General features: G+C 72.3%; 23 protein-coding genes. 4 read left to right on the top strand and 19 right to left on the bottom strand.

The genetic code is table 11. The features are described from left to right. Positions 1 to 45: 45 nt before the first annotated feature. Positions 46 to 939, top strand: coding sequence for a hypothetical protein (locus tag VMI11_00290; protein HTY70842.1), 894 nt, complete (start codon positions 46 to 48; stop codon positions 937 to 939). Here the strand turns inward: VMI11_00290 and VMI11_00285 are convergent. The 7 genes from VMI11_00285 to VMI11_00255 all read right to left on the bottom strand — a co-directional run bounded on the left by VMI11_00285 (position 873) and on the right by VMI11_00255 (position 9,579). Further along, positions 873 to 2,156 (bottom strand): thymidine phosphorylase, encoded by a 1,284-nt coding sequence (locus tag VMI11_00285; protein HTY70841.1) that lies wholly within the window; start codon positions 2,154 to 2,156, stop codon positions 873 to 875. The two genes, VMI11_00290 and VMI11_00285, sit on opposite strands and share 67 nt — an antisense overlap. Further along, positions 2,153 to 2,554: a cytidine deaminase gene (locus tag VMI11_00280; GenBank protein HTY70840.1), complete on the bottom strand. Its 402-nt coding sequence runs from the start codon at positions 2,552 to 2,554 to the stop codon at positions 2,153 to 2,155. The genes VMI11_00285 and VMI11_00280 overlap by 4 nt, the downstream gene beginning before the upstream one ends. Continuing rightward, positions 2,551 to 3,870 carry an ABC transporter permease gene (locus VMI11_00275; GenBank protein HTY70839.1) on the bottom strand — a complete coding sequence of 440 codons (1,320 nt, stop codon included), beginning with the start codon at positions 3,868 to 3,870 and terminating at the stop codon, positions 2,551 to 2,553. The genes VMI11_00280 and VMI11_00275 overlap by 4 nt, the downstream gene beginning before the upstream one ends. After that, positions 3,867 to 5,114, bottom strand: a complete 1,248-nt coding sequence (locus tag VMI11_00270) for an ABC transporter permease (GenBank protein ID HTY70838.1) — start codon at positions 5,112 to 5,114, stop codon at positions 3,867 to 3,869. The genes VMI11_00275 and VMI11_00270 overlap by 4 nt, the downstream gene beginning before the upstream one ends. Further along, positions 5,111 to 6,649 (bottom strand): ABC transporter ATP-binding protein, encoded by a 1,539-nt coding sequence (locus tag VMI11_00265; protein ID HTY70837.1) that lies wholly within the window; start codon positions 6,647 to 6,649, stop codon positions 5,111 to 5,113. Before VMI11_00265 ends, VMI11_00270 begins: the two co-directional genes overlap by 4 nt. Before the next feature lie 12 nt (positions 6,650 to 6,661). Beyond that, positions 6,662 to 7,813, bottom strand: coding sequence for a BMP family ABC transporter substrate-binding protein (locus VMI11_00260; protein HTY70836.1), 1,152 nt, complete (start codon positions 7,811 to 7,813; stop codon positions 6,662 to 6,664). A gap of 185 nt (positions 7,814 to 7,998) precedes the next feature. Then, positions 7,999 to 9,579 (bottom strand): methylmalonyl-CoA mutase family protein, encoded by a 1,581-nt coding sequence (locus tag VMI11_00255; GenBank protein HTY70835.1) that lies wholly within the window; start codon positions 9,577 to 9,579, stop codon positions 7,999 to 8,001. A gap of 92 nt (positions 9,580 to 9,671) precedes the next feature. Here VMI11_00255 and VMI11_00250 point away from each other — a divergent pair, with 92 nt between their 5' ends. Beyond that, positions 9,672 to 10,856 carry a D-alanyl-D-alanine carboxypeptidase gene (locus VMI11_00250; GenBank protein ID HTY70834.1) on the top strand — a complete coding sequence of 395 codons (1,185 nt, stop codon included), beginning with the start codon at positions 9,672 to 9,674 and terminating at the stop codon, positions 10,854 to 10,856. A 5-nt stretch (positions 10,857 to 10,861) separates the two neighbouring features. On the opposite strand, the gene VMI11_00245 is transcribed toward VMI11_00250, so the two are convergent. The 4 genes from VMI11_00245 to VMI11_00230 all read right to left on the bottom strand — a co-directional run bounded on the left by VMI11_00245 (position 10,862) and on the right by VMI11_00230 (position 15,460). Then, on the bottom strand, positions 10,862 to 11,389 hold the full coding sequence (locus VMI11_00245; GenBank protein ID HTY70833.1) for a 2'-5' RNA ligase family protein: 528 nt from the start codon (positions 11,387 to 11,389) through the stop codon (positions 10,862 to 10,864). Beyond that, on the bottom strand, positions 11,386 to 12,417 hold the full coding sequence (trpS, locus tag VMI11_00240; protein HTY70832.1) for a tryptophan--tRNA ligase: 1,032 nt from the start codon (positions 12,415 to 12,417) through the stop codon (positions 11,386 to 11,388). The genes VMI11_00245 and trpS overlap by 4 nt, the downstream gene beginning before the upstream one ends. 51 nt (positions 12,418 to 12,468) lie before the next feature. Continuing rightward, positions 12,469 to 13,737, bottom strand: a complete 1,269-nt coding sequence (locus VMI11_00235) for a hemolysin family protein (GenBank protein ID HTY70831.1) — start codon at positions 13,735 to 13,737, stop codon at positions 12,469 to 12,471. A gap of 73 nt (positions 13,738 to 13,810) precedes the next feature. Further along, positions 13,811 to 15,460: a glycerol-3-phosphate dehydrogenase/oxidase gene (locus VMI11_00230; GenBank protein ID HTY70830.1), complete on the bottom strand. Its 1,650-nt coding sequence runs from the start codon at positions 15,458 to 15,460 to the stop codon at positions 13,811 to 13,813. Between the two features lie 171 nt (positions 15,461 to 15,631). Here VMI11_00230 and galT point away from each other — a divergent pair, with 171 nt between their 5' ends. Both galT and galK read left to right on the top strand, forming a co-directional pair. Further along, positions 15,632 to 16,729 carry a galactose-1-phosphate uridylyltransferase gene (gene galT / locus VMI11_00225; GenBank protein ID HTY70829.1) on the top strand — a complete coding sequence of 366 codons (1,098 nt, stop codon included), beginning with the start codon at positions 15,632 to 15,634 and terminating at the stop codon, positions 16,727 to 16,729. Then, the gene (gene galK / locus VMI11_00220) at positions 16,726 to 17,859 is read left to right on the top strand and encodes a galactokinase (GenBank protein ID HTY70828.1); all 1,134 of its coding nucleotides are present in this window, start codon (positions 16,726 to 16,728) and stop codon (positions 17,857 to 17,859) included. Before galT ends, galK begins: the two co-directional genes overlap by 4 nt. Before the next feature lie 7 nt (positions 17,860 to 17,866). On the opposite strand, the gene VMI11_00215 is transcribed toward galK, so the two are convergent. The 8 genes from VMI11_00215 to VMI11_00180 all read right to left on the bottom strand — a co-directional run bounded on the left by VMI11_00215 (position 17,867) and on the right by VMI11_00180 (position 26,006). Continuing rightward, a complete protein-coding gene (locus VMI11_00215) occupies positions 17,867 to 19,087 on the bottom strand; it encodes an NADP-dependent isocitrate dehydrogenase (GenBank protein HTY70827.1) in 1,221 nt (406 codons plus the stop codon). A 157-nt stretch (positions 19,088 to 19,244) separates the two neighbouring features. Continuing rightward, positions 19,245 to 20,234, bottom strand: a complete 990-nt coding sequence (locus VMI11_00210) for a malate dehydrogenase (GenBank protein ID HTY70826.1) — start codon at positions 20,232 to 20,234, stop codon at positions 19,245 to 19,247. A 48-nt stretch (positions 20,235 to 20,282) separates the two neighbouring features. Beyond that, positions 20,283 to 20,576: a DUF3017 domain-containing protein gene (locus VMI11_00205; GenBank protein ID HTY70825.1), complete on the bottom strand. Its 294-nt coding sequence runs from the start codon at positions 20,574 to 20,576 to the stop codon at positions 20,283 to 20,285. Beyond that, positions 20,573 to 21,433, bottom strand: a complete 861-nt coding sequence (locus tag VMI11_00200; GenBank protein ID HTY70824.1) for a bifunctional methylenetetrahydrofolate dehydrogenase/methenyltetrahydrofolate cyclohydrolase — start codon at positions 21,431 to 21,433, stop codon at positions 20,573 to 20,575. The genes VMI11_00205 and VMI11_00200 overlap by 4 nt, the downstream gene beginning before the upstream one ends. Continuing rightward, a complete protein-coding gene (locus VMI11_00195) occupies positions 21,430 to 22,389 on the bottom strand; it encodes a DMT family transporter (GenBank protein ID HTY70823.1) in 960 nt (319 codons plus the stop codon). The genes VMI11_00200 and VMI11_00195 overlap by 4 nt, the downstream gene beginning before the upstream one ends. A gap of 22 nt (positions 22,390 to 22,411) precedes the next feature. Next, on the bottom strand, positions 22,412 to 24,010 hold the full coding sequence (purH, locus tag VMI11_00190; protein ID HTY70822.1) for a bifunctional phosphoribosylaminoimidazolecarboxamide formyltransferase/IMP cyclohydrolase: 1,599 nt from the start codon (positions 24,008 to 24,010) through the stop codon (positions 22,412 to 22,414). Further along, positions 24,007 to 24,600 (bottom strand): phosphoribosylglycinamide formyltransferase, encoded by a 594-nt coding sequence (gene purN, locus VMI11_00185; GenBank protein HTY70821.1) that lies wholly within the window; start codon positions 24,598 to 24,600, stop codon positions 24,007 to 24,009. Before purN ends, purH begins: the two co-directional genes overlap by 4 nt. Positions 24,601 to 24,623: 23 nt before the next feature. Then, positions 24,624 to 26,006 (bottom strand): DUF6350 family protein, encoded by a 1,383-nt coding sequence (locus VMI11_00180; protein ID HTY70820.1) that lies wholly within the window; start codon positions 26,004 to 26,006, stop codon positions 24,624 to 24,626. Positions 26,007 to 26,093: the final 87 nt, after the last annotated feature.

Below are 26,093 nucleotides of genomic sequence, written 5' to 3'. Positions count from 1 at the left end.
GGTTCACACCCTCGGCGCCTCCACCGCCGGCGCACACCCGTCGACATGACGGGCATGGACCTGCGGACCCGGCCCGGCGAGGCGTACTTCTGGCAGCGCGTGCCCGGCTGGGCGCGACGTCTCGCCGCCCGCTCGCTCGCAGCGGCGGTCGTCCTGGTCCTGCTCCTCTCCGCCCTGACCGCGTGGGCCCAGTCGGCCACGCCCGCGGGGCAGCGGTACTCCCTCCCGGCCCATGTGCTGGCCATGACCGCCGTGGCCGCTCTCGCCGTGGCCGTCGCGAGCGGCCTGATCCGTCTCGGGAAGTGGGAGCTGGCCGCCATCACAGCCGCTGGTACGGCCTTCGGCCCCATGACGCTCGCCGCGGTCCCCGTCAGGGCGTCGCTCGTCACGGCAGCCAGCGACGACACCGCGCTGTGGTGGCGCGCGCTCGTCGCGTTGGCGCTGACCGCGGTCATCCTCACCTGGGCGGGGGCCGCCGCACGTTGCCTGCCGCCACCGCAGCGCCCCGTCCGCGGCCTGCCCTCGGCCCTCGCCGTCGACGGCCTGTTCGCGGCGGTGGCCGTCCTCGGCGTCGTCGGCTACGGCGGCGTCCCCACCCAGGCCGACACGCCGGTGATGCGTGCGGTCGTCGGGTGGGCGTTGCTCGCCGCCGGCGTGGCCACCGTGGCCGCCTTCGGCAGCCGGTGGTGGGTCAGCCCCGGCTACGTCCTCGCCTGTGCGGCCGCCCTCGGCCTGATCGTCGTCGCGTACGCGCGCAGCGGCGGCTGGCCGGGGGTCGCCGGATGGGAGCGGGACGGCATGGAGTCGCCGATCGTGACCTGCGCGGAGTCGACGGTGATCCTCCTCGCCTCGGGGCTGCTGGGTGGTGCGTGCTACGCGATCCTGTCGATGACGAGAGGCAGGGCGGCCACGCTCCCGCCGACCTCGACGGCCCCCTGAAGGGCCTCGAGGGCACGGCCGAACCGGGCCGGGTCGTCGGTGTGCAGGGTGAGCAGCGGCTGGCCCGCGCGTACGCGGTCGCCCGGCTTCGCGTGCAGCTGGACGCCGGCCCCGGCCTGGACAGGGTCCTCCTTGCGCGCACGTCCCGCCCCGAGCCGCCACGCGGCGACGCCCACGGCCAGCGCGTCGAGCCGGGTGAGCACCCCGGTGGCGGGGGCCGGCAGGACCATGCTCTCCCGCGCGAGCGGCAACGGCGCGTCCGGGTCGCCGCCCTGCGCGCGGATCATGCGTCGCCACACGTCCATCGCCCGCCCGTCCGCGAGCACCTGGGCGGGGTCGAGGTCCTCGCGCCCGGCAGCGGACAGCATCTCGCGCGCGAGGCGCAGCGTGAGCTCGACCACGTCCGATGGCCCGCCGCCGGCGAGCACCTCGACCGACTCGCGCACCTCGAGCGCATTGCCGGCTGTGAGACCGAGCGGGGTGTCCATCGCGGTCAGCAGGGCGACGGTCCGGACGCCGGACTCCTGGCCGAGCGCGACCATCGTGCGGGCCAGCTCGCCGGCCCGCTCCGCGTCCTTCATGAACGCCCCCGAGCCGACCTTCACGTCGAGCACCAGTGCACCGGTGCCCTCGGCGATCTTCTTGCTCATGATCGAGCTGGCGATGAGCGGGATCGACTCGACGGTGGCCGTGACGTCGCGGAGCGCGTACAGCTTGCGGTCGGCCGGCGCCAGCCCCTCCCCGGCGGCGCAGATCACCGCCCCGACCTCGACCAGCTGGTCGAGCATCTCCTCGTTCGACAGCAGCGCCCGCCAGCCCGGGACCGACTCCAGCTTGTCCAAGGTGCCACCGGTGTGACCGAGACCGCGCCCGGACAGCTGTGGCACCGCCACCCCGCAGGCGGCGACCAGCGGCGCCAGCGGAAGGGTGATCTTGTCGCCGACCCCGCCGGTGGAGTGCTTGTCGGCGGTCGGTCGCCCGAGGCTGGAGAAGTCCATCCGCTCGCCCGTGGCGATCATCGCGGCCGTCCAGCGCGCGATCTCCCTTGTGGTCATGCCGTTGAGCAGGATGGCCATCGCCAGCGCGGCCATCTGCTCGTCGGCGACGGCACCCCGCGTGTAGGCGTCGACCACCCAGTCGATCTGCGCGTCGCTCAGCTCCCGACGGTCCCGCTTGGCGGCGATAACCTCCACGGCGCTGAACGCCTCGGTGCTCACGGACCGACCTCGCCCAGCTCTGCGGCGTCGAACGCGGCCGGCAGCACTTCGCGCATCGGCTGCGGTCCCTGACGGGTCAGCAGCAGGCACTCGGCCCCGCCGTGCTCCCACAGCAGCTGGCGGCAGCGCCCGCACGGCATGAGCAGGTCGCCCTCGCCGTTGACGCACACAACAGCCACGAGCCGTCCCCCTCCGCTCGCGTGAAGGGCGGACACCAGCCCGCACTCGGCGCACAGCGTGAGGCCGTACGACGCGTTCTCCACGTTGCACCCGGCGACGATGCGACCGTCGTCGACCAGACCCGCGGCTCCGACCGGGAAGGCGGAGTACGGCGCGTACGCGGCGCGCATCGCCTCGACCGCGCGCTCCCGCAGCAGCTCCCAGTCCGGCGCGCTCATCGCGTCGTGTACGGCTGCCCGTCCGCGGCCGGCGCCCGGACGCGTCCCACGAGGCCGGCGACCGCGAAGATGGTCGCGAGGTAGGGCAGCATCGCCATGAACGACGAGGGGATGGTGACCGGTGTGCCGATGATCGTCAGGACCGTCTGAAGGGCGTCCGCGAAGCCGAAGAGCAGGGCGGCGGCGACCGCGCCGCGAGGGCTCCAACGTCCGAAGATGACCGCGGCCAGAGCGATGAACCCCTTGCCGGCGCTGATGTCCTTGCTGAATGTCCCGACCTGTCCGATGGTGAGGAACGCCCCGCCGAGACCGGCGATGAGCCCCGCCGCCATGACGTTGACGTAGCGAGTCCGGTTGACGTTGATGCCCACGGTGTCAGCCGCCCTCGGGTGCTCGCCGACCGAACGGGTCCGCAGCCCCCACCGCGTGCGGAAGAGCCCCACGTCAACCGCGATGATCAACAGGTACGTCAGATACACGATGATGTTCTCGTCGAAGAACAGCGGCCCGATGACGGGGATGTCCCCGAGGATGGGGATCTTGATCGACCCGAGAACCGCCGGGTTGTTGTAGGTGTCGGGGTTCTTCTGCATGAGCGAGTCGTAGAAGAGGCCCGTCACGCCGAGGGCGAAGACGTTGAGAACGACACCCAGGATCACCTGGTTCACGAAGTACTTGATCGCGAACACGGCGAGCAAGCCGCCCATGAGACCGCCGGCCAACATCGCCCCGACGACGCCGACCCCGTCGTTGTGCAGCGCGGACCCCAGGAGGGCGCCGGTGAACGCACCAACGAGCAGCTGCCCCTCGATGGCGACGTTGATGACACCCGAGCGCTCGCCGACGACACCGGCGAGAGCGCCGAGGATGAGGGGGACGGCGCTGATCAGGGTGTTCTGCAAGAGCTGGAACAGGTCCACCGTCTCGCCCCCGGGCCCCGTCGCGGCCCAGCAGAAGAACGACACCACGACCGCGAGGACGGTCACGGCGATGACCCATCGCATGGCCCGGCGGGTGAAGCCGCGGGCGATCTGCCAGACCCCCAGCCCGATCACGACCAGGCCCAGAACGACGCACACCCATCGCGCCGGCAGCGCGATCGTGGGAATCGTGAAGCGCGCCCCCGCCTGGGTCAGCGAGAAGTGGGCACTTCGGCCAGCTTTGGAGCCGAGTCCGAGAGCGAGAACGCACAACAGGCCGAGGACGATGAGCACGAGCCCCGTCACAAGACGGCGACGCTGCGAGATGGGGACCTCGACAACGAGCGGCGCCTCCCCCGGCTCGATCGACGAGAGCTCCTGGTCGGTCAGGCTCATCCGTTCCACCCCTTGGCCAGCTGGGGACTGACCCCCTCGCCCGTGGGCTTCAGGCGGAACACCGAGCTCACCAGCGCGGGAGCCGCGACGAACAGCACGACCAGAGCCTGGAGGACGGTGACCAGATCGACTGGCGTCGACGTACGGGACTGCATGGCGAGACCGCCCGCCTTGAGCCCGCCGAACAGCAGGCCCGCGAGCACGGTGCCCCATGGATTCGCCCGGCCGAGCAGCGCCACCGTGATCCCGTCGAAGCCGAAGCCGGCGTCGATGTCACCGGTGATCGCCGTGTTGGTACCCAGGATCTGAGTGCAGCCGGCCAGCCCGGCCAGGGCTCCCGCGAGCACCATGACGATGATGAAGCTGCGCTCGACTCGCATCCCTGCGGTCCGGGCTGCGTTCGGGTTCGCTCCGACCGCGCGCAGCTGGAACCCAGTGGTGCTCCGAGTGAGCAGCCAGGAGACTCCGGCGGTCGCTGCCAGCGCGACCAACAGCCCGGCGTGCAGACGAAGATCCGGTCCGAGCAGATGGGGCAGGCGGGCACTGGGATAGACGATCTTCGAGATCGCCTGGTTCGAGCCGGGCCGCTGGAATCCGGAGATGCTGAGCAGGTACTGCAGGAAGTACAGCGCGATGTAGTTGAGCATGATCGTCGTGATGACCTCGTGCGCCCCGGTCCGAGCCTTGAGCCAACCGGCGAGACCACCCCACAGCGCGCCACCCATCACGCCCGCGACGACGGCCAGCAGCAGGTGCAGCCCAGGCGGAAGATTCCACGCGAAGCCCACGAACCCGGCGCAGATCGCCCCCATGATGATCTGGCCCTGGCCGCCGATGTTGAACAGCCCGGAGCGGAAGGCGAGGCCGACCGAGAGGCCGACGAGGATCAGAGGGGTGGCGGTGACCAGAGTCTCGGAGATCGGCGAGAGCATCTGGGTCATGCTTCCGCTCGAGATCGAGGACGGGTTGAAGATCGCTCCCTCGAAGAGGGCCTTGTACGCCTCCCAGATCGCCTCCCACCCGAAGGTGAAGGTGTCCCACGGGTAGGAGAAGAAGTACGTCATCGCATGGGTCGTGCGATCGTCGGTGAGCGCGATGAGCAGCCCGCCCACGACGATCGCGGACAGGATGGCCAACGCCGTGACGACGACGGGATGGGCGGTGCGCAGCCATGCGATGACCCCGCCACGTGTGCTGGCGGTCGTCGGGTCGGAGGAGGGTGCGTTCTGCGCACTCCCGGTCATGCTGCGCCCTCGCCGGTTCCCGTCGACTCCAGCGCCGCCCCAGCCATGAGTAGGCCGACCTGGTCGGCCGTGGCCGACGCGGCTTCGAGCGCGCCGATGATCTGCCCCCGGTACATGACCAGGATCCGGTCCGCGAGACCGAGGATCTCCTCCAGCTCGGTGGAGATCAGCAGCACCGCCGCCCCACGGTCACGCTCCTGGATGATGCGTTGGTGCACGAACTCCATCGATCCGACATCGAGTCCGCGAGTCGGTTGCGCGACGACGAAGACATCAAGCGGGCGAGACAGCTCCCTGGCCAGCACGACCTTCTGCTGGTTGCCTCCAGACAGGGTGTCCGCGGTGCTCTCGACCGACTGTGTGCGCACGTCGAACTCCTCGACGCGCTTCTGAGCGTTGCGCTCGATCTCGCCGAGATCGAGCATCATCCCCTTGGCGTACGGCGGGCTGTTGTGCACGTCCAGCACGAGGTTCTCGGCGACGGTGAACGCACCGATCAGGCCATCGTGCATCCGGTCCTCGGGGACGTACCCGAGGCCCATGCGTAGGCGGTCCTCGACACCGAACTTGGTGATGTCAAGCCCTTTGACCGCGATGACGCCCGCGAGCGGCTGCTCGAGCCCGAGGATGCACTCGGTCAGTTCGGTCTGACCGTTCCCCTGCACCCCAGCGATGGCCACGACCTCGCCGGCGCGGACCGAGAAGCTCACCCCGTCGACGTGAACGACCCCCGCGGGATCGAGGTATCGCAGATCGCGCACGTCCAGGACGACCTCGCCCGGGGAAGCCTTCTGCTTCTCGACGGTCAGTCGGACCTCTCTGCCAACCATCATCGAGGCGAGGTCCGCCTCCGACATCGACGTCGTCGCTTCTCCCACGACGCGACCCCGGCGGATCACGGTGATGCGGTCCGCCAAGGAGCGAACCTCCTTGAGCTTGTGCGTGATGAACACGATCGAGGTGCCTGAGTCGCGCAACCTCCGCATGACGGCGGCGAGTTCCTCGATCTCCTGCGGCGTGAGCACCGCCGTGGGCTCGTCCAGGATGAGCACCGACGCGTCGCGCATGAGGGCCTTGAGGATCTCGGCGCGCTGCTGCACGCCGACGGGCAGATCCTGGACGAGGGCGTCGGGAGGCACTGCAAGGCCGTACCGCTTGGACACCTCCTGGACGTCGCGCTTGATCCGTCGACGGTCGAGGAAGCCCAGTGGACCGCCGAACGTCTCCTCGTGGCCGAGGGCGATGTTCTCCGCGACGGTGAACACGGGGATGAGCATGAAGTGCTGGTGCACCATGCCGATCCCGGCCGCGATCGCGTCGCCCGGCCCACCGAAGTGGACCGGGCGACCGTCGATGACGATCTCCCCCTCGTCGGGGGCGTAGAGGCCGTAGAGCACGTTCATCAACGTGCTCTTGCCGGCCCCGTTCTCGCCGAGGAGCGCGTGGATCTCACCGGGTTCGACGGTCAGGTCGATGTGGTCGTTCGCGACCAGACTGCCGAACCGCTTGGTGATCCCTCGCAGCTCCAGCCTCACCGGTACCCCGGGCTACTTGGGCTGGCTGGGCGACGTAATCGTGATCTTGCCGGAGATGATGTCGGCCTTGACCTGCGCCAGCTGAGCCGTGAGTGCCGCCGGGACCTTGCTGGCGTAGTCGTGGTACGGCGCCAGGCCGGTACCGCCGTTCTGCAGGGTCCCGATGTAGTTGCCGCCGCCGAGCTTGGCGCCGGACGCCAGCGCCTTCACGTACGCCGTGACGGAGGTGGTGAGCCCCTTGGTGACACTGGTGAGGAACACCGAGCAGTACTGCTGGGCACTCACGCACCCGTCGGTGTCGACCCAGATCACGGAGAGCTTGCCGCCCGAAGCCTTCGCAGCGGCGGCCGAGCCCAGACCGGTGCCACCGGCCACCGGGAAGACGATGTCTGCACCCTGGCCCTGGAACGCCGCGGTGATCTGCTTGCCCTTGTTGAGGTCATTGAAGGGGTTGCCCCCGTTGACGAAGGTCCCGGCCTTCTGCTGGGTCTCGTTCCACCCCAGGACCTGGACCTGCTTGTTGTTCTGCTTGTTGTAGTACTGGACGCCCTCCCAGAAGCCGTCCATGTAGATCGTGACCGGCGGGATGGGGATTCCTCCGTATGTGGCGACCTTGCCGGTCTTGGTCATACCGGCGGCGAGGTAGCCCGCCAGGAACGCACCCTGCGCGGTGTTGTACTGAAGGCCGTAGATGTTCGGGCCCTGCGAGGCGTTGTCGATCTCGGCGTAGGTCTGCTGCGGGTTCTTGGCGGCCGCCGCCTTCACCGCATCGGCCATCAGGCCGCCGACCGCGATGATCGTGTCACAGCCCTTCGCCTGCTCCGCCGCGAGGTTCGGCGCGTAGTCGTTCTGGGAGTTCGACGGCACATAACTGATCTGGATGTTCGGGTTGGAGGCGTGGGCCGCCTGCATGCCCGCCCACGAGGACTGGTTGAACGAGCGGTCGTCGACCCCACCGGTGTCCAGGACCATGCAGGCCTTCAACGCTGCCGTCGCGACGCCCGACCCACCGTTGCTCGACGTGGGCGTCGAGGCCGCAGTGGAGGTCGCCGGCGCAGCACTCGAGGACGTACCGCCGCTCGAGCCGCTGCTCTTGGACGCGCACCCGGACAGGGCCAGTGCTGCCACGCCCACCAGGGCGAGGGCCTGCACACGCTTGTTCACCAGACTCCTCCAGTTCGCCGACGGACCTCGGGGACCCCGGCACCCCGCTCGGGCGTCAGCATAGGGCTCGAAGGTTGCGCGTCCAGGGGGGTCCGGTGGCCGAATGCAATGCCGTTATCGGACTGTGAGCGGCGGAGAACGTCCGGTTCCTCGGCGCTCGGCGCGGCAAGGCCGATGGCCCGGCCTCAGAAGGCGTCGACTGGCGTGTAGGTCCCCCACACCTCGCGCAGCGCGTCGCTGACCTCGCCGACGGTGGCCCGCGCCGCCAGCGCCGTACGGAGCGGAGGCAGGGTGTTGGCCTCCCCCGCCGCTGCCTCGCGCAGCCTGTCCAGCGCTCGCTCGACGTCGTCGGCGTCGCGCTGCGCTCGCAGCTGCCGGAGCCGCTCGGCCTGCTGCTCCTCGATGGCAGGGTCGACCCGAAGGGTGTCCTGGTGGGCCGGCTCGTCCTGCAGGTAGGCGTTGACCCCGACGACCACCCGCTCACCGGAGTCGATCTGCCGGGCCACGTCGTACGCGCTCTGCTCGATCTCGGCCTTCTGCAGGCCACGCTCGATGGCCGCCACCGCGCCGCCGGCGTCCTCGACGCGCTGCATGAGCCGAAGCACCTCGGCCTCGAGGTCGTCGGTGAGGCTCTCCACGACGTAGGACCCGGCGAAGGGGTCCACGGTCGCCGTCACGTCGGTCTCGAAGGCGAGGACCTGCTGGGTGCGCAGCGCCAGCCGCGCCGCGTGCTCGCTCGGCAGCGCCAGGGCCTCGTCGAAGGAGTTGGTGTGTAGGGACTGCGTCCCGCCGAGGACCGCCGCGAGCGCCTGGATCCCGACACGGACGAGGTTCACCTCGGGCTGTTGCGCGGTGAGCTGCACGCCGGCGGTCTGGGTGTGGAAGCGCAGCATCATCGACTTGGGGTTCCGCGCGCCGAACTCCTCCTTCATGACGCGGGCCCAGATCCGGCGGGCGGCGCGGAACTTGGCCACCTCCTCGAGCAGGGTGGTCCGTGACACGAAGAAGAACGCCAGGCGCGGCGCGAAGTCGTCGACGTCCAGCCCGGCGGCGAGCGCCGCACGGACGTACTCCCGGGCGTCGGCCAGCGTGAAGGCCACCTCCTGGGCCGGCGTCGCGCCGGCCTCGGCCATGTGGTAGCCGGAGATCGAGATCGTGTTCCACTGCGGGATCTCGGTCCGGCAGTAGGCGAAGAGGTCGGTGGCGAAGCGCAGCGAGGCCTTGGGCGGGAAGATGTAGGTCCCTCGGGCGATGTACTCCTTGAGGACGTCGTTCTGCACGGTGCCCCTCAGCTGGGACCCGGTGACCCCCTGCTGCTCCCCGACGAGCTGATAGAGCAGGAGCAGGACCGGGGCGGGGCTGTTGATCGTCATCGAGGTGGAGACCTTGTCCAGCGGGATGCCCGCGAACAGCTCGGCCATGTCCTCGACGGAGTCGATGGCGACCCCGACCTTGCCCACCTCGCCGTGCGCGAGCGGGTGGTCGGAGTCGTAGCCCATCTGCGTCGGCAGGTCGAAGGCCACCGACAGGCCGGTCGTCCCGGCGTCGAGGAGCTGGTGGTAGCGCCGGTTGGACTCGACGGCGGTCCCGAAGCCGGCGTACTGGCGCATGGTCCACGGCCGCTGGGTGTACATGGTGGCGTGGATGCCGCGGGTGAAGGGGTAGGCCCCCGGCTCGCCGAGCCGCTCCGCCGCGTCCCAGCCGCTCAGGGCATCGGGGCCGTACACCGGCTCGAACGGCAGCCCGGACTGCGTCTGGCGATCCATCGTGCGCCTCCCTCGGTGGCCAGCGGCCTCCACGATCCCCGCGGGCGGAACCTATCGGACAGGGTCGAAGGGCCGCGTACCCTGAAGCGGCCATGCGCTGCCTCCGGACCCTCGCCGTCCTCGTCCTCGCGGCCGGTGCCGCGGGGCTTGCGACGGCCCCCGCTCACGCGACGGGGTCGCCCGTGGGGGGGCCTGCGCTCGCCTCGCGCGGGGTCGTCGTCGACTACGCGGCCGGAGTGTCCAGGCTGCCCAAGGTCCAGGCCGCCTCCTGGGTAGTCGCGGACGCGACCACCGGCGAGGTCCTCGCGGCGAAGGCGCCGCACGTACGGCACCGCCCGGCCAGCACGCTCAAGACGCTGACCGCGGTCACCCTGCTGCCCCGGCTGGACAAGTCCGCGACGTACGTCGCCACCGACGCAGACGCTCGGGTCGAGGGGAGCAAGGCCGGGCTGGTGCCGAACGCCCCGTACACCGTCGACCAGCTCTTCTACGGGATGTTCCTCCCGTCGGGCAACGATGCCGCGACGGCGCTCGCCAAGGCTGCTGGAGGTGTTCGCAGCACGGTCGCGCTCATGAACGCCGAGGCGAAGACGCTGCAGGCCCTGGACACGACCGTCGTGAACCCGACCGGGTTGGACGCCGACGGGCAGTACTCCTCCGCCTACGACCTGGCGCTGATCTTCCGGGCGGGGCTGGCCCGTCCGGACTTCCGTCTCTACATCGGGACCCTCGAGCACCCGATGCCGGGGAAGATGCCCAAGAAGGGTCACCCACGCAAGACGTACGAGCTGTGGAACCAGGACCGGCTCCTGCAGCAGGGCTACCCCGGCCTCATCGGCGGCAAGACCGGCTACACCACGCTGGCCGGCCGGACCTTCGTGGCCGCTGCCCAGCGCGGCGGGCACACCATCATCGTCACGCTCATGGGGATCAAGGAGCCGTCAGCGGCGGCGGCGCGCTCGCTGCTCGCATGGGGGTTCCACAACGCCTCGAAGGCGCACCCGGTCGGAATCCTCGTGCCGCCGGCCAGCACGACCGCCCACGCCGCGCCCTCTGCAGCGGCCGCCGCCTCGCCAGGGGCGGCCAAGGCGACGCCGAGCGTCGCGACCACGCACGCCAAGACCTCGGGGACCTCGGGGCACGGCTGGCTGATGTGGGCCGGGGCCGCGCTGGTCCTCGTGGGCATCGCCTTGCTCGTGCGCCCTCTCGTCGGGCGTCGCCGGCGGGGGACGGAGCGAGACCGGCTGCTGAGGGCGGCCCGGCGCTGGTCGCCCTGAGGAGCTCAGCCCACCCCGAAGGCGAAGTCGCGCAGGGGCTGCCAGACCCCGTCGAGGTGCTCGTACAGGCTGAACCCCTCGACGAGGAACCTCGCCTCGTAGGACGCGAGCTCGGCGTAGGCGCGGTCCAGCACGTCGTCGGGCAGCTCGTGGGCGACCGTGACGTGCGGGTGGTAGGGGAACTCGAGCTCCCGCGACAGTGGTCCCGATCGGACGAGCTGTTCGACCCGCTCACACCCGCCGATGCCCGCGGCCAGGTGGACGAAGACCACCGGCGTGATCGGCCGGAAGGTCCCGGTCCCGCGCAGATGCACGTCGAAGGGGGTGGATCGCTCGGCCACCTTGCGCAGGTGCTCCTCGGCGGCAGGCAGCTCCTCGCCCGGTACGGGGGTCGGCGGGAGCAGGGTGACGTGCGGGGGTACCGCGTCCGCCAGGGGATCGCCGAACGCCCGCCGCCACGCGGCCAGCTCGTCACCCCAGGGCCGCGGGATGGTGAACACGACCCCGATCAGGGAGGTCGAGCCGGCGGTCAACGTCCGTCGCCCCCGCGGGGCGACGCGGGCAGCAGGCCGACGCGCTCGTAGACGTCGGCCAGGGTCCGGGCGGCGACGCGGCGCGCCCGAGCGGCGCCCTCGGCCAGGATGCGGTCGAGCTCGGCCGGGTCCGCCAGCAGCTCCAAGGTCCGCTCCCGGAAGGGCCGCAGCTCCTCGACGACGACCTCGGCGACCTCGGTCTTGAGGTCGCCGTAGCCGCGGCCCTCGAAGTCGGCCTCGAGCGAGGTGATCGAGCGGCCGGACAGGGCCGAGTGGATGGCGAGCAGGTTGCTGACACCGGGCTTGGCCTCGGGGTCGTAGCGGACCTCCCGACCGGTGTCGGTCACCGCACTGCGGATCCGCTTGACGGTGACCGCCGGGTCGTCGAGCAGCCAGATGGCCCCGGTCCCGCCGAGGGACTTGCTCATCTGCTTGTCGACCGCCTGCAGGTCGTAGATCTTGGCGGTCTCCTTCATGATGTAGGCCTCGGGGACCCGGAAGGCATCGCCGTAGCGGGCGTTGAACCGGATCGCGAGGTCGCGGGTCAGCTCCAGGTGCTGTCGCTGGTCCGCGCCCACCGGCACCTGGTCGGCCTGGTAGAGCAGGATGTCCGCGGCCATGAGGATCGGGTAGTTGAACAGCCCGACGCTCACCACCTCCCCGCGGGCGCTCTTGTCCTTGAACTGCGTCATGCGGCTGGCCTCGCCGTAGCCGGTGAGGCAGCTGAGCACCCAGGCGAGCTCGGCGTGCTCGCGGATGTGGCTCTGGACGAACAGCGCGCTGCGTGTGGGGTCGACGCCACCCGCGAGGTACTGCGCGGCGGTCACCCGCGTACGTTGGCGCAGCAGGTCCGGGTCTGGCTGAACGGTCAGCGCGTGGAGATCGACGACGCAGTAGTAGCTCTCGTGGGTCTCCTGCAGCGCGACCCACTGCACGAGCGCGCCGAGGTAGTTGCCGAGGTGGAGGCTGTCCGCCGTCGGCTGCATCCCGGACAGCACGCGCGGGAGGTCGGACCGGCGATCGGGCATCCGCACATTGTGACCCATGCCCGGGTACGGCTCCGGCAGCGGCCGCGGCCGCTAGTGGACGCGTAGCCGGGAGATCCGCCGCCCGTCGAGCTCGGTCACGGTGAGGGTGTGCCCGCCGACGGCGACCGTCTCGCCGATCCGCGGCAGGTGACCGAGGGCAGCGACGACGTAGCCGGCCACCGTCTCGTACGGGCCGTCCGGCAGGGCGAACCCGAGCTCGTCCTCGAAGTCTTCGAGGTTGAGCAGGCCCCCGACCTCGACCGCGCCGTCCGTCAGGTGGGTGGTCTGGCCGGCGGCGACGTCGTACTCGTCCCGGATGTCCCCGACCAGCTCCTCGACGAGGTCCTCGAGCGTCACGATCCCTGCCGTGCCGCCGTACTCGTCGACCACCATGGCCAGGTGCTGCCCCGACGCCCGCATCTCCGACAGCGCGGGCAGGACCCGCTTGGAGGACGGGAACTGCAGCACGTCACGCACGAGCTCGCCGACGCGCATCCCCGGCGCCGCGACGCCCGGGTCGAACAGGTCGCGCACGTGGACGAAGCCGACGACCTCGTCCGGCGTTCCTCGCATGACCGGGTAGCGGGAGTGCGGCCGGTCCTTGCACTCCTCCACCGCGCGGCGCACCGGGGTGGACGCCTCGAGGAAGTCCACCTCCGTCCTCGGCAGCATCACCTCGCGAAGCTGCCGCTCGCCGACGTCGAGGACGTCCTCGACGATACGGCGCTCCTCCTCGCCCAGCGACTCGTGCTCGCTGACGAGGGTGCGCAGCTCCTCCTCGCTCATCTCCTCGCGACCGATGTCGGGATCCCCGCCGACCAGGCGCACCACACCGTTGGTCGAGCGGGACAGCAGCCAGATCACGGGGCGCAGCAGGCGGGCCATCCGGTCCACGAACGGCGCCACGACCAGCGCGATGCCCTCGGACCGTTGGAGCGCGAGGCGCTTCGGGACCAGCTCGCCGAGGACGATGGAGACGTAGGAGATCACCAGGGTCACGCAGATGATGGCGAGGGCCGATGCCGCGCCGGAGGACAGCCCCCACGACTCCAGGCGCGGGGCGAGCCGCTTGCCGAGGGTCGCCGCGCCGAAGGCCGCCGACAGGAAGCCGGTGACCGTCACCCCGATCTGCACCGCCGCGAGGAAGCGGTTGGGCTCGGCGGCGAGGTCGGCCACCCGCTGACCACGCTTGCCGCGCGCGGCCAGCGTGCGCAGCTGTCCCTCGCGCAGGGAGACGAGCGCCAGCTCGGCCGCGACGAACAAGCCGCTGGTCAGGATGAACAGCAGGATGAGCCCGGCGTCGCGGAGAGTGCTGCTCACGGCGCCCACCCCGATCGGCGGCCGGGCCAGGCTCGGGACACCTCTGTAGGGTACGGGGAGGCCAGCCGGATGATCATGGCTCGTCGACGTGGGGGGCGAGCGCGCGGAACGCCGCCACCTCGTCGGCGACCCGGTCCTCGTCCCAGCCGAGGAACGGCGCCACGATGCGGGCCACCTCCTCGGCCACCGAGCGGGCACCGTCTCGGGTGACGAAGGCCAGCCGGGTCCGTCGCAGGAGGACGTCCTCGAGCCGGAGCGCCCCCTCGTGCGTCACGGCGTAACGAGCCTCTGCCCGCAGCAACGGCGCCTCGGGGTGCACCAGCTCACGGGCGGCCGGGTCGTCGGATGCCACCTCGAGCACCTCAGGGGCGTCGGCGCCGTAGCGGCGGAGCAGCCGGCGGACCTGGGTCTCCCCCAGCCCCGACTCGACGGCGTAGGTCTCCCGCTCGGCCCATGCCTGGGCGAAGCCCTCGGCGCCCACGAGCGGCACCTGCTCCGTGCGGGAGGGCGGCACCGCGAACGGCAGCCCAGCGACCGCGGCGTCGACGAGGTCGCGAGCCATCACGCGGTAGGTCGTGTACTTGCCGCCGGCGACCTGGACGAAGCCGGCTGCCGGGCGGGTCACCGCGTGCTCGCGGGACAGCTTGGCGGTGTCGACGCCCTCGTCGGTGGCGGCGAGCAGCGGGCGCAGCCCGGCGTACACGCTCACGACGTCGTCGTGGGTGAGGGGGCGGGTGAGCCAGCGGTTGGCCTCGGCCAGCAGGTAGTCCACGTCCTGGGCGGTGACGCTCGGCTCGTCGGGGTCGCCGTCCCACGGGGTGTCCGTCGTGCCGACCAGCCAGGTCTGTCCCCAGGGCAGCAGGAAGAGCACGGAGGAGCGGGTGCGCGCGATCAGCGCGGCATGCAGGTCGATCGCACCCCGGGGCACGATGAGGTGCACCCCCTTGCTGGGCTGGACGTGACCCGGCTTGGTCTCACCGCCGAGCAGGGCGGCGGTCTCCGGGGTCCACACGCCGGTCGCACCCGCGACGACGCGGGCGCGGATGCGCATGTCACGCCCCGACTCGTGGTCGCGCGCCTCGACGCCGACCACCGAATCCTCCTCGCGCAGGAAGCCGGTCACCTCCACACGCGAGGCGGCGTGGGCGCCGTGCGCGACCGCGGTCCGGACGAGAGCCAGGGTGTGGCGGGCGTCGTCGATCTGCGCGTCGAAGAACCCGATCGCGCCGGTGTAGGACGCCGGCGCCAGCCCCGGGGCCAGGCGCGCGGTCGCCTTGCGACTCAGGTGGCGGTGGCCGGGCAGGGCGCCGCCCTTGCGCGAGACGCGGGAGAGCACGTCGTACAGCGCGACCCCGGTCCCGATGTACGGGCGCTCCCAGCCCCGGTGGGTGAGCGGTAGCACGAAGGGCACCGGGCGCACCAGGTGGGGGGCGAGGCGTTCCAGCAGGAGGCCGCGCTCGCTGAGTGCCTGGTGGACGAGGGCGAACTCGAGCTGTTCGAGGTAGCGCAGGCCGCCATGGGCGAGGCGTGAGGACCGGCTGGACGTACCCGAGGCCCAGTCGCGACGTTCCAGGATCCCGACCCGAAGACCCCGCGAGGCGGCATCCAGCGCTGCCCCCGCGCCGACCACGCCACCGCCGACGACGAGGACGTCGACGCGTTCCTCCGTCAGCCGGCGAAGCGCTCGTACGCGCTCGCCCGGGTCGAGTCGACCTGCGCTCACGCCCTCACTTCGTTCCGCTCGGGGAGGGCGGCTTGCCCGCCCCGACGAGGGTAGCGAGCCCGGGGCGCCTCCTCATCGCCCGCGGTCGCTTCGCGTTGACTTTGCGCGCGAGTGCTCGGCACGCTGTCGGCCGACGTCGGCACCGCCGAGGACCACGAGGGATGGACGCGGATGAAGCGCACCGAGGCCCGGCTCGCCGACGGCCGTGAGATCATCTACTTCGACGAGGACGACGCGGCGGAGCATGAGCTCCACGACTCCCGCGACCTTCCCGAGGCGACGACCGCGTCCGAGGTCCGCCACGACGTGCTCATGGACGAGTGGGTCGCCATCGCCTCGCACCGCCAGACCCGCACGTTCCTGCCTCCGGCGGACGAGTGCCCGCTGTGCCCGTCCACCGTCGGCAAGGCGACCGAGATCCCGTCCTCGTCCTACGACGTGGTCGTCTTCGAGAACCGTTTCCCGTCCTTCGCCGAGGACGTCGCGAGCGTTCCCCCATGGGCGGACCGCTCGCAGGTCGTCGCCCGCCGGCCGGGACGGGGGCGCTGCGAAGTGGTCTGCTTCAGCTCCGATCACAACTCCTCCTTCGCGTCACTGTCCCCCGAACGGGTCCGCACCGTGCTCGAGGCGTGGATCGACCGGACCAGGGCGCTGTCCGCCATCGAGGGCGTCGAGCAGGTCTTCGCCTTCGAGAACCGCGGCGCCGAGATCGGCGTCACCCTCAGCCACCCGCACGGGCAGATCTACGCCTACCCGTTCGTGACGCCGACCACCTCGCGCATGCTGGAGGCGGTCCGCGCGCACCACGACAGGACAGGCCACAACCTCTTCGAGCAGGTGCTCGCCTCCGAGCTCGACGAGGAGTTGCGCGTCGTGGCCGAGTCCCGCCACTGGGTTGCCTTCGTACCCGCGGCGGCCCGGTGGCCGTACGAGGTGCACCTCTACCCGAGGCGGCGCGTCCCCGACCTGCCGGCCCTGGACCCGGACGAGCGGGACGACTTCGGTCCTCTGTACCTGCGCGTGCTCCGAGCCCTCGACGGACTGTTCGGCCTGCCGATGCCCTACATCGCCGCCTGGCACCAGGCTCCGGTGCGCCGAGACCGTGACCTCGCCGCGTTGCACCTGCGCCTGTTCTCGTCCCGACGGGCGCCGGACAAGCTCAAGTACCTGGCGGGGTCGGAGTCGGGCATGGGGGCGTTCATCAACGACATCCCCCCGGAACGCGCGGCGTCCGCCCTGCGCGACGCCCTGCCCGGCGTGGGCGCATGAGCGTCGCGGAGGCGTTCGAGGCGGCGTACGGCCGTGCGCCGGTCGGTGTCTGGTCCGCGCCCGGGCGGGTCAACCTGATCGGCGAGCACACCGACTACAACGACGGCTTCGTCCTGCCCTTCGCGATCGCCGCCCGCACGTACGTCGCCGCGGCGGCTCGCGCCGACGGCATCCTCCGGGTGCGCTCGGTGCAGCAGCCCGACGAGGTGCTGGTCCCCCTCGACGAGGTCACGCCCGGCCAGGGGCTGGGTTGGGGAGCCTACGTCGCCGGGATGCTCTGGGCGGCCCGCCTGGAGGGGCACCACGTCGGCGGGCTGGACGTGTTCGTCGACGGACGGGTCCCGCTGGGCAGCGGGTTGTCCTCGTCGCACGCGCTCCAGTGCGCGGTGGGCCTCGCCGTCGACGAGATCCACGGGCTCGGGATGGCCCGCCTCGACGTCGCCCGCCTCGCTCGTATCAGCGAGAACCAGTTCGTCGGCGCCCCCACCGGCATGATGGACCAGGTCGCCTCCCTGCTCGCGACCCGCGACAACGCCCTGTTCGTCGACATGCGCAGCCTCGTCGTCGAGCAGGTCCCGCTGCCTGTGGCCGACGCCGGGCTCGCGCTCCTGGTGGTCAACACCCGGGTGCACCACGGCAACGCGGAGGGCGCGTACGGCCGCCGGCGGTCGGTCTGCGAGGACGCGGCGAAGCTCCTCGGCGTCACCGCGCTGCGCGACGTCACCGACCTCGACGATGCGCTCGAGCGGCTGGGTGACGAGGAGCAGCGACAGCGCGTACGCCACGTGGTCAGCGAGAACGCCCGCGTGCTGGACACGGTCGCCGCCCTGCGTGCCGGCGACTGGACCACGGTCGGGGGGCTGATGACCGCCTCGCACGCGTCACTGCGCGACGACTACGAGGTCAGTTGCGCAGAGCTGGACTGCAGCGTCGAGACCCTCCTCGCGCATGGCGCCGTCGGGGCGCGGATGACCGGCGGCGGGTTCGGTGGCTCGGCCATCGCCCTGCTCCCCGCCGGCGACGTCGAGGCGTGCACCACGGCTGTGCGCGCCGCCTTCGCCGCCCACGGCTGGGCCGCGCCGGATCCCTTCCCGGTCACCCCGTCGGACGGCGCACGGCGCGACTCCTGACCGACCGTCAGGAGCCCAGCGCCTTCGCCAACCCCTCGTCGAGGGCGTCGAGGAACTCCTCGGTCGTCAACCACGGCTGGTCCGGGCCGATCAGCAGGGCGAGGTCCTTGGTCATGCGACCGGACTCCACCGTCTCGACGCACACTCGCTCCAGGGTCTCGGCGAAGCCGGTCACCTCGGGGGTCCCGTCGAGCAGCCCGCGGTGCTTGAGCCCGCCCGTCCAGGCGTAGATCGACGCGATCGGGTTCGTCGACGTGGACCGGCCCTGCTGGTGCTGGCGGTAGTGCCGCGTGACCGTGCCATGCGCCGCCTCCGCCTCGACGGTCTTGCCGTCGGGTGTCATGAGCACGCTGGTCATCAGGCCGAGCGAGCCGAACCCCTGCGCGACCGTGTCCGACTGCACGTCCCCGTCGTAGTTCTTGCACGCCCAGACGTAGCCGCCCTCCCACTTCAGCGCAGCGGCGACCATGTCGTCGATGAGCCGGTGCTCGTAGGTGAGGCCCCGGGCCTCGTAGTCGGCCCGGAAGTCCTTCTCGTAGACCTCCGCGAAGACGTCCTTGAACAGCCCGTCGTAGGCCTTGAGGATCGTGTTCTTCGTGGACAGGTAGACGGGGTAGCCGCGCCGCAGGCCGTAGGCGAAGGAGGCGCGGGCGAAGTCCTCGATGGAGCGGGTGAAGTTGTACATCCCCATCGCCACGCCGCCGCCCTCGGGGAAGCGGGCGACCTCGAGCTCCATCGGCGCGGACCCGTCGTCGGGGGTGTAGCTGATGGTGACCGTGCCCGGGCCGGGGACCTTGAAGTCGGTGGCGCGGTACTGGTCACCGTGCGCGTGGCGGCCGATGACGATCGGCTTGGTCCAGCTGGGCACAAGTCGCGGGATGTTGCTGATGATGATGGGCTCACGGAAGACGACGCCGCCGAGGATGTTGCGGATCGTGCCGTTGGGCGAGCGCCACATCCGCTTCAGGCCGAACTCCTCCACGCGCGCCTCGTCGGGGGTGATGGTGGCGCACTTCACACCCACGCCGTGGCGCTTGATCGCGTTCGCCGCGTCGATGGTGACCTGGTCGTCGGTGGCGTCGCGATGCTCGATCCCGAGGTCGTAGTACTCCAGCTGGATGTCGAGGTAGGGCAGGATCAGCTGCTCCCTGATGAAGTGCCAGATGATCCGGGTCATCTCGTCGCCGTCGACCTCGACGACGGGGTTCACGACCTTGATGCTCGCCATCGGCGCTGCGGTCCTTCCTCTCGGCACCCTCGAGCCTACCGAGGACGCCGTACGCCCTTCGGCCCGCCCTCGCCGCCCCCACCTGCCGGCGCCCGCCGCCCCAGCCAGCCCAGCCACCTCACCCTGTTGCGGAAGAGTCGGGGGCGGTGGGCGCCGTTCAGATGAGGCCGAGGGCGCGCACGGCCTCGCGCTCCTCCTGCAGCTCGGCGACCGAGGCGTCGATGCGCGTGCGCGAGAACTCGTCGATGGTCAGGCCGGTCACGATCTCCCAACGCCCGTCGACGCTGCGACAGGGGAAGGAGGAGATCAGGCCCTCCGGGACGCCGTACGAGCCGTCCGAGGGCAGCGCCACGGAGGTCCAGTCGTCGGCGGGAGTGCCACCCACCCACGTGCGTACGTGGTCGATCGCGGCATTGGCGGCGCTGGCGGCCGAGGACGCCCCCCGGGCCTCGATGATCGCGGCGCCGCGCTTGGCGACGGTCGGGATGAAGACGTTCTCGACCCAGTCGCGGTCGTCGACGACGTCGAGGGCCGGACGACCGGCGACGAGCGCGTGGCTCAGGTCGGGGTACTGCGTGGCCGAGTGGTTGCCCCAGATGGCCATCCGCCGGATGTCGCCCACGCCGACCTTGGCGCGCTCCGCCAGCTGGCTGATCGCCCGGTTGTGGTCCAGGCGGGTCATCGCGGTGAACCGCTCGGCGGGGACGTCGGGGGCGTGCGCGGAGGCGATGAGGGCGTTGGTGTTCGCCGGGTTGCCGACGACAAGGATCCGTACGTCCGAGGCGGCACCAGCGTTGATGGCCTCGCCCTGCGGCCCGAAGATGCCCCCGTTCGCCTCGAGCAGGTCGCCCCGCTCCATGCCGGCGGTGCGAGGGCGCGCCCCGACCAGCAGCGCGACGTTGGCGCCGTCGAAGGCCATGTGCGCGTCGTCGGTGATGTCGATGCCGGCCAGGAGCGGGAACGCGCAGTCGTCGAGCTCCATGGCGGTGCCCTCGGCGGCGCGCAGCGCGGGTGTGATCTCCAGCAGCCGCAGCCGCACGGGTACGTCGGGCCCGAGGAGCTGGCCCGAGGCGATGCGGAAGAGCAGCGCGTAGCCGATCTGGCCGGCGGCGCCGGTCACGGCGACGTTGACAGGGGTGCGGGACATGCCAGCAAGGCTAGCCCGCGCGCCGACGCGAGCCTCCGGCACGTGGGGTCAGCGCGGTACTGCCACGGCCAGCACCCCGATGCCGACGCCGAGGACGCCGAGAACCGCGACGTCGGTGACCCGGGAGCGCAGGCGCAGCAGCCCGGCCGCCTCGTCCGGCAGCAGTGCCCGGAGCAGGGCGGCGAGGACGAGGGCGGCGGCGATGAGCAGGCACCCGGGACGGAAGCTGCGCCCGGCCACGACCACCAGGCCGATCCCGGCGACCACGAGCACCACCGTGATCGGCCACTGCCGGCCCAGCCACGCGAGCCGACCCTCGGCCGACTGGTCGGGCTCGGTCACGACTCCAGGTCCGCGGCGCGCTCGGCGAGCTCGACGACGTTGGCCAGGAGCATCGCGCGGGTCATCGGGCCCACCCCGCCGGGCATCGGCGCGAGGAACCCGGCGACCTCCGCGACGGCCGGATCGACGTCCCCGACCAGCCCCCGCTCGGTCCGGGTGATGCCCACGTCGAGCACGGCCGCCCCGGGACGTACGTCCTGCGGCCGCACCAGCCCAGGCACGCCCGCCGCCGCCACGATGACGTCCCCGCGCCGCAGGTGTGCCGCGAGGTCGCGGGTCCCGGTGTGGCACAACGTGACGGTTGCGTTCTCGCTGCGACGAGTGAGCAGCAGCCCGAGGGGCCGGCCGACGGTGACCCCGCGACCCACCACCACCACCTCGGCCCCGGCCAGGGCCACCCCGTAGCGGCGCAGGAGCTCCACGATCCCTCGCGGTGTGCAGGGCAGCGGCGCGTCGATGCCCAGGACGAGGTCGCCGAGGCTCATCGGGTGCAGGCCGTCGGCGTCCTTGGCGGGGTCGATCAGCCCGAGCACGCGCCCCTGGTCCAGGCCGGACGGCAAGGGCAGCTGCACGATGTAACCGCTGCAGCCCGGGTCGGTGTTGAGCTCGGCGATGCGGGCCTCGAGCTCCTCCTGCGACGCGGTCTCCGGCAGGTCGACCCGCAGCGAGGCGATGCCGACCTCGGCGCAGTCGCGGTGCTTGCCCGCGACGTAGGCGTGCGAACCCGGGTCGTCGCCGACCAGGACGGTGCCCAGGCCGGGCGTGACGCCCCGCGCCCGGAGGGCGTCGACCCGCTGCCGGATCTCGGCCTTGATCGCCGTGGCCGTGGCCTTGCCGTCCAGGATGGTCGCGCTCACGTCGGCGATCCTTGCACGCGCCGGCCGATCACCCCGGACCCGACTCCGACGGACAGCACCGTCATCGCAACGCCGGCCAGCGTGGCGGCTCCCACACCCGCGCCTCCCGTCGGCGACACCACGTCGATGAGCACGGCGCCCACGACCTGTCCGCACACCACGGACAGCGAGAAGAGCAGGACCCCGAGGACCCGGACCACGTGAGCGGCGACGGCCACGAAGACGACGCCGATCGGGCCGGACAGGTACAGCCACCAACGGTTCGGCAGCGCCCCCGGGGGATGGCCGGTCACTCCGGCACCGATGGAGAACACCACGACGAGTGCCAGGAAGCCGACCACGAAGTTGCCCCAGGCGGCCACCATCGGGTCGGCGGTGGCGACGCCGACCCGGCCGTTGAGGGCGTACTGGACGGCGACGGCGACGCCGGCGAGCGCGGCGAGGAGCAGCGGGGCGAGGGCGAAGGAGCCGTGCTTGCCGAAGACGCTCACGACGACGGCCGCCACCGCGATCGCCGCGGCGAGGACTCGACGGGACGTCAGCGGCTGGGGCCCGGCCGGCCCGAGCCCGGCGCGGTCGACGGCGAGGGAGGCGGCGGTCTGGGCAGCGATGACCGCGACGGTGAACAGCGCGACGCCGACGAGCGGCACCACCACGCTCTGCGCGGCGAGCAGGGTCGCGCCGCCGAGCCCGCCGAGCAGCTGCCACCACACGAGCGAGCCGCCGCGGTAGGCCCGCAGGCCACGGGTCAGCCCCGCGCGCATGGTCGGGCGCACGGCCAGCAGCACCGAGGCGATGAGCAGGCTGATGGTCATGGACACCAGGGCCGCCTGGCGCGCGTCGTCCAGGTCGCGGGCGAGCTCGCCGTTGAGGTGTCCCTGCCAGGAGGACAGGGCCCCGATCACCGCCGCGCTGAGGACCGGCGCGGCGAGGCCGCGTCCGGGGACCGCCGCCAGCGAGCCCGGCCCCGTGGAGTCGTCAGTGGGCGAAATGCCGGGTCCCCGTGAAGTACATCGTGGCCCCGGCGGCCTCCGCGGCAGCCCGGACCTCGTCGTCGCGCACGGAGCCGCCGGGCTGCACGACCGCGCGGACGCCCGCCTCGAGCAGGACCTCGAGCCCGTCCGGGAACGGGAAGAAGGCGTCCGACGCGGCGGCCGCGCCCTGTCGCCGTTCCTCCCCCGCACGGGCCACGGCGAGCCGGGCCGCGTCGACTCGGTTGACCTGGCCCATGCCGATCCCCACGGTCGCCCCGTCGTGGGCGAGGACGATCGCGTTGGACTTGACCGCGCGCACCGCCCGCCAGGCGAACGCCAGGTCGGCGAAGGTGGCCTCGTCGGCGGGCTGACCGCTCACGAGGGTCCAGGTGGCCGGGTCGTCCCCGGCGGCGTCGAGCGCATCCGCCGTCTGCAGCAGGAGCCCACCGCTGATGTCGCGGAGCTGGAGGCCGCCGCGGACGGGCGGCTGGGCGACGAGGATGCGCAGGTTCTTGCGCTCGACGAGCAGCGCAAGCGCGTCGGCGGCGATCTCGGGAGCGACGAGCACCTCGGTGAAGACCTCGGCGACCTGCTCGGCGAAGGTGCGGTCCACCGGCCGGTTGCTCGCGATCACCCCGCCGTACGCCGAGATCGGGTCGCAGGCGTGCGCCTTGCGGTGCGCCTCGGCGGCGTCGGACCCGACGGCGATCCCGCACGGGTTGGCGTGCTTGATGACGGCCACAGCCGGTACGTCGAAGTCGTGCGCGGCGCGCCACGCCGCGTCGGCGTCGACGTAGTTGTTGTACGACATGGCCTTGCCGTGCAGCTGGTCGGCCCCCGCCAGTCCGGGCTGGGGCGGCTCGGAGATGTACAGGGCGGCCCGCTGGTGCGGGTTCTCGCCGTAGCGCAGGGCCTCGGCCCGCTGCCACACCCCGCCCAGCCAGCCGGGGAAGCCGCTCTCACCGGCGTCAGGGGCGACGACGTTGCCGATCCAGGAGGCCACGGCGACGTCGTAGGTCGCCGTGTGCCGGAACGCCTCCGCGGCCAGCGCCTGCCGTTCGGCCAGGGTGAAGCCCCCGGAGCGCACGGCCTCGAGCACCTCCGGGTAGCGGCTGGGCGAGACGACCACGGCGACGTTCGCGTGGTTCTTGGCGGCCCCGCGCACCATGGCCGGGCCGCCGATGTCGATCTGCTCGATCGTCTCCTCCTCGCCGGCGCCCGAGGCGACGGTCTCGGCGAAGGGGTACAGGTTCGACACCACGAGGTCGAAGGCCTCGATGCCCAGCTCGCTGAGCTGGGCCCGGTGCTCGGGACGGCGTACGTCCGCGAGGATCCCGGCGTGCACCCGCGGGTGCAGGGTCTTCACCCGCCCGTCCAGGCACTCCGGGAAGCCGGTCAGCTCGGCGACCTCGGTGACCGGGACCCCGGCCTCGGCGATGCGTGCCGCCGTGCTGCCGGTCGAGATGATCGTGATCCCGGCGGCCTGGAGGCCGAGCGCGAGGTCGACCAGCCCCGTCTTGTCGTACACGCTGACGAGGGCCCGGCGCACCGGTCGCCTCCCCTCGCCGGTGGTCCGCGCCTGCACGTCGCTGCTGTCACTCACGGGATGCTGACCTTCCTGCCGTCGACCGACCAACCCTCGCGGGCCATCCGGCCCACGGTGTCGATGAGGAGCGCGCGCTCGGCGACTTTGATCCGCTCGTGCAGCGCCGCCTCGTCGTCGTCCGGACGGACCTCGACGGCGCGCTGGGCGAGGATCGCCCCGCTGTCGACGCCCTCGTCGACGATGAACAGGGTGCACCCCGTCACCTTGACCCCGTACGCCAGGGCGTCGCGGACCGCGTGCATCCCGGGGAAGGCCGGAAGCAGCGCAGGGTGGGTGTTGACCGTGCGACCGCCGAAGCGGGCGAGGAAGGCCCCGCCGACGAGCTTCATGAAGCCCGCGAGGACCACCAGGTCCGGGAGGTGCCCGGCCACCGCCTCGGCCAGCGCCGCGTCCCAGGCGGCGCGGGACTCGAACTCCGCCACCGGGAGCACGAAGGTGGGCAGTCCCGCGCCTTCGGCGCGCTCCAGCGCGGCGATCCCCGCCCGGTCGGCTCCCACCGCGACGACAGTGGCACCGAAGCCGGGATCGGCGGCGGCGTCGAGCAGCGCTTGGAGGTTGGAGCCGGTCCCGGAGACCAGGACCACCATCCGGGCGGGCACGGCCGGGGAGCCTACCGGTCGCCGATGTCCTCGCCCTCCGCCGGATCTCCCACGCCTTGCGCCGGGGCCGGCTCCGCGTCCGTCACGTCGGCCGCACGCGCCACCTCGCCGGGATCGAGGACACGGACCGCCGACTCGGTGAGGTCGATGACCCTGGGACTGCTCCGACGCTCGGCGCGCACGAGCACCCGGTGGCGGTACTCGCCGGCGACCAGCGCGCCCAGGACGCCGAGCTCGAGGGCGCTCCAGGCGGCGACCACGAGCGGCTGGGGGCCGAGGCTGGCCATCCGGCCCGACGTCAGCCCACCGCGGGCCAGGAGCGCCAGCACGCCGGCCAGCCCACCGGTGAGCGCGCCGCCGACAGCAGCGACCCAGGCGGTACGCCCGGCCGGCCACGGCGATCGGCGGGCCACGACGAGACCGATCACCACGCCGGCGGCGAGCGGGACGGCGAGGGCGGCAAACCCCACGCCCCGGGCCGGCCCCTCCCCGGGCAGCGCCGCGAGCAGTGGGAAGCTCGGCAGGTCGCCCAGCGTGGTGCCGGAGGGCGCGACCAGGGTGCCGGCCCCGACCGCGAAGCCGGGCCCGAGGCAGTAGGTCATCGCCCAGACCGCGCCGACGGGGACGTAGACGGCGCTCAGCACGACCAGCTCGACCGACCCGACGAGGTCGGCTCCCAGGGCGGAGTAGACGTGCGCCGCGTCCTGCGCATGCCACAGCAGGGCGGCCAGCAGGGTCAGGGCACCCCCCGCGAGCAACGTCGCGACGCCGGTCAGAGCGGCTCGCCCGGCGAGACGGACCTCCGTCGGCAGGCCCGCGAGGGCCGTGCCCAGCAGCCCGCTGCCGTAGAGGACCCCCCAGCCGCCGGAGACCACGGCCAGCACCGCCGCGCCGACGAGCGCCGAGGCCGGGGCGGGCGTGACCACCGGGGAGGTCGCGCCGAGCGACACCCCGACGGCGACCGCGGCGTAGACCCCGGCCAGCCACGCGGTGGTCGCCGCCGCCTCGCGCAGCGTGCGCACCATGGCCGCCCGGCCGGCCCACACCCCGCTTCGCGCCAGCAGCCCGCCGAAGAGCAGCGTCAGCCCCAGCGGGACCAGGGTGAGGCTGCCGTGCGCCATCCGCAGGTCGGTGCCGTGGCCGAGCAGCCAGGCCTGCGCGCCGATCACGAGCGCCGAGCGCGGTCCGGCCACCCCGCCGACCGCCCACGTCGCCAGCACGGCCGCGGTCGTCACCGCGAGCCCCAGCGCGGCCGACCACAAGGCGGCGCCCGCCCCGGCCGCGAACGGCGTCTGCACCGTGTCCGGGGGTCCGATGCGCGTGCCCGGGCCGGAGGCCGACACCGCGGGCCGCCGGGCCCGCGCGGCAGTCGCTCGCCGGTCGGTCAGGGCCACCGCCCCATCGTGGGCGGCGACGCGCCGCCGGGTGCCGACCGACACGCTGGGCGAGCCCGCCGAGCACGTACCCGCTTCCCGCCGATT

The sequence above is a fragment of the Actinomycetes bacterium genome (genome assembly GCA_035506535.1).
GTDB lineage: Bacteria > Actinomycetota > Actinomycetes > DATJPE01 > DATJPE01 > DATJPE01.
This window is presented reverse-complemented; position numbering and strand designations above follow the sequence as displayed.

Coding starts and splice junctions, on each gene's coding strand:
- VMI11_00290 (HTY70842.1), top strand. CDS start 46: ATGACGGGCATGGACCTGCGGACCCGGCCCGGCGAGGCGTACTTCTGG.
- VMI11_00280 (HTY70840.1), bottom strand. CDS start 2,554: ATGAGCGCGCCGGACTGGGAGCTGCTGCGGGAGCGCGCGGTCGAGGCG.
- VMI11_00275 (HTY70839.1), bottom strand. CDS start 3,870: ATGAGCCTGACCGACCAGGAGCTCTCGTCGATCGAGCCGGGGGAGGCG.
- VMI11_00270 (HTY70838.1), bottom strand. CDS start 5,114: ATGACCGGGAGTGCGCAGAACGCACCCTCCTCCGACCCGACGACCGCC.
- VMI11_00255 (HTY70835.1), bottom strand. CDS start 9,579: ATGGATCGCCAGACGCAGTCCGGGCTGCCGTTCGAGCCGGTGTACGGC.
- VMI11_00250 (HTY70834.1), top strand. CDS start 9,672: ATGCGCTGCCTCCGGACCCTCGCCGTCCTCGTCCTCGCGGCCGGTGCC.
- trpS (HTY70832.1), bottom strand. CDS start 12,417: ATGCCCGATCGCCGGTCCGACCTCCCGCGCGTGCTGTCCGGGATGCAG.
- galT (HTY70829.1), top strand. CDS start 15,632: ATGAAGCGCACCGAGGCCCGGCTCGCCGACGGCCGTGAGATCATCTAC.
- galK (HTY70828.1), top strand. CDS start 16,726: ATGAGCGTCGCGGAGGCGTTCGAGGCGGCGTACGGCCGTGCGCCGGTC.
- VMI11_00215 (HTY70827.1), bottom strand. CDS start 19,087: ATGGCGAGCATCAAGGTCGTGAACCCCGTCGTCGAGGTCGACGGCGAC.
- VMI11_00210 (HTY70826.1), bottom strand. CDS start 20,234: ATGTCCCGCACCCCTGTCAACGTCGCCGTGACCGGCGCCGCCGGCCAG.
- purN (HTY70821.1), bottom strand. CDS start 24,600: ATGGTGGTCCTGGTCTCCGGGACCGGCTCCAACCTCCAAGCGCTGCTC.